At 30.2% G+C, this 2,582-nt stretch carries 1 protein-coding gene; it reads left to right on the top strand.

The genetic code is table 11. The features are described 5' to 3' along the window. A partial coding sequence (locus tag ACFINX_RS09645; RefSeq protein WP_375668757.1) for a type ISP restriction/modification enzyme occupies positions 1-875 on the top strand: 875 nt, incomplete at its 5' end. Positions 876-2,582 lie beyond the last annotated feature (1,707 nt).

Genomic DNA, 2,582 nt, shown 5'->3' with positions numbered 1-2,582 from the left:
CGGTTGAAAATAGAGTAATACAAATTACAGGTACGGGAGCAAAGAAAGATTTTTCTGTTATTATGACTAAGAATGTGTCTGATTATCAGGTGATAGAAAACGGTCAATGCTTTCCGCAATATCTTTATGAAGATATTGTATCCTTAAAAGAGAAAAGTGAAAAGCAATCCCATTTATTTACAAACTCTATAGAGGAAAACAAAACAGCTGGTTTACAACGCCGTGATGCCATTACGGATGAAGGATTAGCACATTTTAAAGCCGCTTATCCTAATGAAACTATCACTAAAGATGATCTATTTTATTATGTTTACGGGATTTTGCATTCAGAAGATTACCGCACCCGTTATGCTGATAACCTCTCTAAAGAATTGCCTCGTATCCCTTGTGTAAAGAGCACTGAAGATTTTTGGAAATTTGTAACTGCAGGGCGTGAACTGGGGCATTTGCATATGAACTATGAAACTGTAGAACCTTATCCTGTAACCTTTAAAAAAGGTGATCCAAAACTCACTGATATCCCTAATCCTGAAAAATTCTATTATGTTACAGAAATGAATTTTTTTGGGAATAGTAAAGTAAAAGATAAATCGACAGTTTTTTACAACAGCAATGTCACAATGACAGATATCCCTCTTGAAGCTTATGAATATATCGTCAATGGTAAACCCGCTCTTGAATGGGTTATGGAACGGCAATGTGTAAAGACTGATAAAAAGAGCGGCATTGTTAATGATGCCAATCGCTATGCTGTTGAAACCGTTGGCAACCCTGCCTACCCTCTAGAGTTATTTCAGAGGGTTATTACCGTAAGTTTAGAAACCATGAAAATCGTTAAGAACTTACCAAATTTGGTATTAAAAGAAACTGAATAACTTATAAAGCATGCTCACATAATGGGTATGATAAACGCATAAGGGGTATAGAGCTTATAACCATAATCTATACCTCTTTTGTTAAGTTGATTAGATACAATCTTTAAAAGGAGTGTTTGTATGCGTTATTCTAAAAAGAAGAAACTTGCACTTTTAGATACTCTTATTTACATTGCCTTTAAAAGATTAAACCGTAATCTAAAATGAGTGCTTTATTGTTATCAGAAGCTTTATTTAAAGAGGGTTATGTATATTCATTTTCTTATATTACTTATAGGTTTTGAATGTTTCTACCCCCCCAAAACCCTTACAAAACATAGAGCATTAGTTGAATTTATAGGTTGTACTATTGATATAGGTTGTTTTTTGAAAAATTGATAAAAAATAACATATTGAAATATAATGACTTTTATTTTTTATTGAAAAATATGTAAAGGGGGGCGTAAAAAGCACCTCCAAAACTAACAACCATAAGGATCTTGATAGCATTTATTATGATTATAATCCCTTTCTTTTGAAAGGCTTTAAAAGATCACATACTCTCATAAGACATGTTTTAATCATTCACTAAATGATCACTTTTGTCGATTCAATGTACTGACATAAACTGACAAATATATATTTACAGTTGTATTTATTTGTTATGGCTGTTTTAATAAGTTGTATTTTGAAAAATTCATAAAACTTAACTTATTGAAATATAATGATTTTAATTTTCTCTCATTTAAAAAAAATGATATAGGTTCTAAAAAGAACTGACAAAAATGACAAAAGTTTATTAAAAGGGATTTTGCTCATCTCTATAATTATCATTCTCTCTTTAGATGTTTTCATAAAAAGCAGTAAATCATAATTATCATATATTCTATTTATCATTTCTCTTATGAAAATGGAAAATGATGCCATGGCTATAAAGAACATAACAGCTATAGAGAAAGCAAAAATGTAAATGAAGGCATTTTTTATAAGAGCGCGGTGCTATTAAGGTCGTTTAAATTAAAGCCTCTTATAAACAAAATTCACAAAAAATTTAAAATTCATTTAGTAAAAAAATGATAGGTTATAAAGCTAAAAATACGCATTATGAGAGCGTTTCTAAATATTATAAATGTATAGATTCAGAAAATACGTAGTCGTTTCATAAAGCCTATAATATATCTTTAAAAGCACATAAATATAAAAGAAGCAATTAATAAGCATAAGATATTATCAATACACAACGTATTTAAAAAATAAGAAAAAATATCAAAAAAAGATAAAATATTATTTGACAATAAATACGTATTTTGTTATATTAATAATTAAGTGATTGAAAACACTAAATCGATAGCGAAAGGGTTGCGATAAAACCTAATCTTATTATAAAAACTGACTTTCTTTTATGCTTTTGTTAGTATATGAGAGCTTTGTCGGGTGTGGTTACACCATACAATACTCTTTATGAGAAAAGTGTAACGACGGACTATCGACCGTGTTTTCAAACGCCCGGCGCCCTTATAGGGTTGTCAATTGAAAACTGTATAATCGATAGGATTTAGTTATGAAAACTACATCAAAAAACACCCCCGTTATCTCTTCCATTTCAAATGCAACCGCGCCCGTTAATAAACAAGAGCCTGCAAAAAAATATGAATTTATTGATGATTGTGAATATATCGATGGTCATTTCTTAACTCGAATTAGAGCCTTAAGAGATTTTGATGATGT

The sequence above is a fragment of the Bartonella sp. AP36NXGY genome (genome assembly GCF_042195865.1).
GTDB lineage: Bacteria > Pseudomonadota > Alphaproteobacteria > Rhizobiales > Rhizobiaceae > Bartonella.
Note: the sequence above shows the minus strand (reverse complement) of the source record. Positions and strands in the feature narration are given on the sequence as shown.